Genomic DNA, 3,438 nt, shown 5'->3' with positions numbered 1-3,438 from the left:
ACCCCGGCGAGGTCATCCGGCGCGGGCGGGTCCACGCGCGGCGCGCTGGCGGCATCGGGGCTGTCCTCGGGCTCGGGCAACCGCGCCGCCCTGTCCTCGCGCGACTGGTTGAACTCCGATCCGGGCGGCACGTCCAGCGGGGTCGCGTCCGGCGGCGCCTTGAGGGCCAACCCCGTCGCGATGACGGAGGCCGTCCCGAGCGCCAGCCCGGACACCACAGTGCCGGCCACCAATCCGCCGAAAAATCCCCGTATCACTGCGTCTGCCCCCGTGATTTGCCTTTTGGGCGACTCTGCGCCCCTTGACGCTGCCGTGCAAGCCTGAACAAGTATACCCCGACCCCGCGCCGGGCCTCCACCCCGGAAATGACCCGCCATGATCCGAGGACTGGCAAGATGCTGCTCTTGATCGACAACTACGACAGTTTCACCTACAACCTCGTCCACTACGTGGGCGAACTGGGCGCCGAGGTGGCCGTCAGGCGCAATGACGCGCTCGACGTCCAACAGGCCATGGCAATGAAACCGGCCGGGATCCTGCTTTCGCCGGGCCCGTGCGACCCCGACAGGGCGGGTATCTGCCTTGCGCTGACGCAGGCCGCCGCCGCGGCCGGGATCCCGCTGCTGGGGGTCTGCCTCGGGCACCAGACGATCGGGCAGGCCTTCGGCGGGCGGGTGATACGCCACAGCGACATCGTGCACGGCAAGATGGGCGAGGTACATCATCGGGGCACGGGCGTGTTCGCCGGCCTGCCCTCGCCCTTCGAGGCGACGCGCTATCATTCGCTGGTCGTCGAGCGCGACAGCCTTCCCGACGCGCTTGAAATCACGGCCGAACTGCCGGACGGCACGATCATGGGGCTGCAACACCGCGAGTTGCCGATTCACGGCGTGCAGTTCCACCCCGAATCCATCGCCTCGCAACACGGACACGCGCTGTTGCAGAACTTCCTCGACGTGATGAAGGTGCCGGCATGAGCGATGACCTCAGGCCGCTGATCGGTACGGCCGCCGACCGCGCGCTGACCCGCGCCGAGGCCGAAACGGCCTTCGAAACGCTGTTCGAGGGCGAGGCGACCCCGGCCCAGACCGGCGGCTTCCTGATGGCGCTGCGCACGCGCGGCGAAACGGTGGATGAATACGCCGCCGCGGCCGCCGTGATGCGCGCCAAGTGCCACAAGGTGCGCGCGCCCGAGGGCGCCATGGACATCGTGGGCACCGGCGGGGACGGCAAGGGAACGCTCAACATCTCCACCGCGGCGGCCGTCGTCGTGGCCGGCGCCGGCGTGCCGGTGGCCAAGCACGGCAACCGCAACCTCAGCTCCCGGTCCGGCGCCGCCGACGCGCTCGGACAGATGGGCGTGACCGTGATGATCGGCGCCGCGCTGGTCGAAAAGGCGCTGGTCGAAGCGGGTATCGCCTTCATGATGGCGCCCATGCATCACCCGGCGATGGCCCATGTGGGCCCCGTGCGCACGGAACTGGGCACGCGCACCATCTTCAACATCCTCGGACCGCTGACCAACCCGGCCGGGGTCAAGCGTCAGCTCACCGGCGCCTTCGCCCGGAACCTGATCCGCCCGATGGCCGAAACCCTGGGCCGGCTCGGATCGGAACGTGCCTGGCTCGTGCACGGCTCGGACGGGACCGACGAGATGACAATCACCGGCCCGAGCTGGGTCGCCGCGCTGGAAGAGGACGGCACGATCCACGAAACCGAGCTCCACCCCGAGGATTTCGGCCTGCCCGTCCACCCGTTCGAGGACATCCTCGGCGGCACCCCCGAGGAGAACGGCGCGGCCTTCCGCGCGCTTCTGGCCGGGGCGCCGGGCGCGTATCGCGATGCCGTGCTGCTGAACGCCGCCGCCGCGCTGGTGATCGCGGGCAAGGCCGGCGACCTGAAAGAGGGCGTGGCGATCGCCCGCGAAAGCATCGACAGCGGCGCCGCGCAGGCCCGTGTCGAGAAATTGGCCAGGGTCACATCGGAGGCCGCATGAACACGCCGACCATCCTGCAAAAGATCAAGTCCTACAAGCTTGAGGAGATCGAGGCGGCCAAGGCCGCGAAACCGCTCGAGGAGGTCAACGCCGACGCCCAGAACGCGCCGCCCGTCCGGCCGTTCGCCGAGGCCCTGCTGCAGGCAAGCAAGCAGGGATACGGGCTCATCGCCGAGATCAAGAAGGCCAGCCCGTCCAAGGGGCTCATCCGGGAGGATTTCGACCCGGCGGCGCTTGCCCGCGCCTATGCCGAGGGCGGCGCGGCCTGCCTTTCGGTTCTGACGGACGCGCCCAGCTTCCGGGGCGCGCCCGACTACCTCACCGCCGCGCGCGAGGCCTGCGACCTGCCCGTCCTGCGCAAGGATTTCATGTACGACCCCTACCAGGTCGCCGAGGCACGGGCATGGGGCGCCGATTGCATCCTCGTCATCATGGCCAGCGTAAGTGACGCGCAGGCCAAGGAGCTGGAGGACGCCGCGCAGGCATGGGGCATGGATGCGCTCATCGAGGTGCATGACCGCGACGAGCTCGAGCGCGCGGAAAAACTCGACTCGACCCTGATCGGGATCAACAACCGCGACCTGCACACCTTCGAGACAAGCCTCGACACCACGCGGCAATTGTCCAAGTTCGTGCCACCCGACCGCGTGATCGTATGCGAAAGCGGCCTGACATCGCCCAAGGAACTCGCGGAAATCGCCATGTACGGCGCCCGCTGTTTCCTGATCGGGGAAACCCTGATGCGCGCAGACGACGTGGCGCAGGCCACGCGCGACCTGCTGGCGCAGCCGCTGACGGCCCCGGGGGGCCTGTGACGGTGGCCGGTCTCAGTCATTTCGACAGTGACGGGCATGCCCACATGGTCGATGTCTCGGACAAGGCAGAAACCGCGCGTGTGGCAACCGCCGCAGGGCATGTCAGGATGGCGCGCGACACCTTCGATATCGTCTCCGAAGGCCGGGCCGAGAAGGGCGACGTGCTGTCCGTGGCGCGCCTTGCCGGCATCATGGGCGCCAAGAAGACACCGGAACTGATCCCGCTGTGTCATCCCCTGCCCGTCAGCAAGGTGTCGGTCGACCTCACGCTCGACCCGGACCTGCCCGGTGTGCGCATCGAGGCCACGGTCAAGACGACCGGCCGCACCGGCGTGGAGATGGAGGCGCTGACGGCAGCCAGCACCGCGGCGCTGACCGTCTATGACATGGTCAAGGCCGTGGACAAGGCGATGGAGATCGGCGGCATCCGCGTGCTGCTGAAGGACGGCGGGAAATCCGGCCGTTACGAGGCGACATGATCTCGGTCGAGGCGGCTCTTGACCATCTGTTCGCGCTGGTTGCCCCGCTGCCGGCCGAAACCGTCGCGCTGGCCGATGCGGCGGGCCGCGTGCTGGCCGAGGATGCCGTGGCGCGCCGCGACCAGCCGCCTTTCGCCGCCTCCGCGAT

Annotated in this window: 4 protein-coding genes and 2 pseudogenes; 5 read left to right on the top strand and 1 reads right to left on the bottom strand. The window is 68.9% G+C overall.

The window, feature by feature from the left end:
• A pseudogene (locus tag ACH107_RS31225) lies at positions 1 to 257 on the bottom strand (hypothetical protein); the annotation flags it as partial.
• Between the two features lie 138 nt (positions 258 to 395).
• Here ACH107_RS31225 and ACH107_RS31220 point away from each other — a divergent pair.
• The 5 genes and pseudogenes from ACH107_RS31220 to ACH107_RS31200 form a co-directional block, all read left to right on the top strand.
• Positions 396 to 977 (top strand): anthranilate synthase component II, encoded by a 582-nt coding sequence (locus ACH107_RS31220; protein WP_412509549.1) that lies wholly within the window; start codon positions 396 to 398, stop codon positions 975 to 977.
• On the top strand, positions 974 to 1,996 hold the full coding sequence (gene trpD / locus ACH107_RS31215; protein WP_412509548.1) for an anthranilate phosphoribosyltransferase: 1,023 nt from the start codon (positions 974 to 976) through the stop codon (positions 1,994 to 1,996). The genes ACH107_RS31220 and trpD overlap by 4 nt, the downstream gene beginning before the upstream one ends.
• Positions 1,993 to 2,811 carry an indole-3-glycerol phosphate synthase TrpC gene (trpC, locus tag ACH107_RS31210; RefSeq protein WP_412509547.1) on the top strand — a complete coding sequence of 273 codons (819 nt, stop codon included), beginning with the start codon at positions 1,993 to 1,995 and terminating at the stop codon, positions 2,809 to 2,811. Before trpD ends, trpC begins: the two co-directional genes overlap by 4 nt.
• A 2-nt stretch (positions 2,812 to 2,813) precedes the next feature.
• The gene (moaC, locus tag ACH107_RS31205) at positions 2,814 to 3,290 is read left to right on the top strand and encodes a cyclic pyranopterin monophosphate synthase MoaC (RefSeq protein WP_412509546.1); all 477 of its coding nucleotides are present in this window, start codon (positions 2,814 to 2,816) and stop codon (positions 3,288 to 3,290) included.
• Positions 3,287 to 3,438 (top strand): annotated as a pseudogene (locus tag ACH107_RS31200) (molybdopterin molybdenumtransferase MoeA); the annotation flags it as partial. The gene moaC and the pseudogene ACH107_RS31200, both read left to right, overlap by 4 nt.

Source organism: Roseovarius halophilus (ex Wu et al. 2025) (genome assembly GCF_047086965.1).
This window is presented reverse-complemented; position numbering and strand designations above follow the sequence as displayed.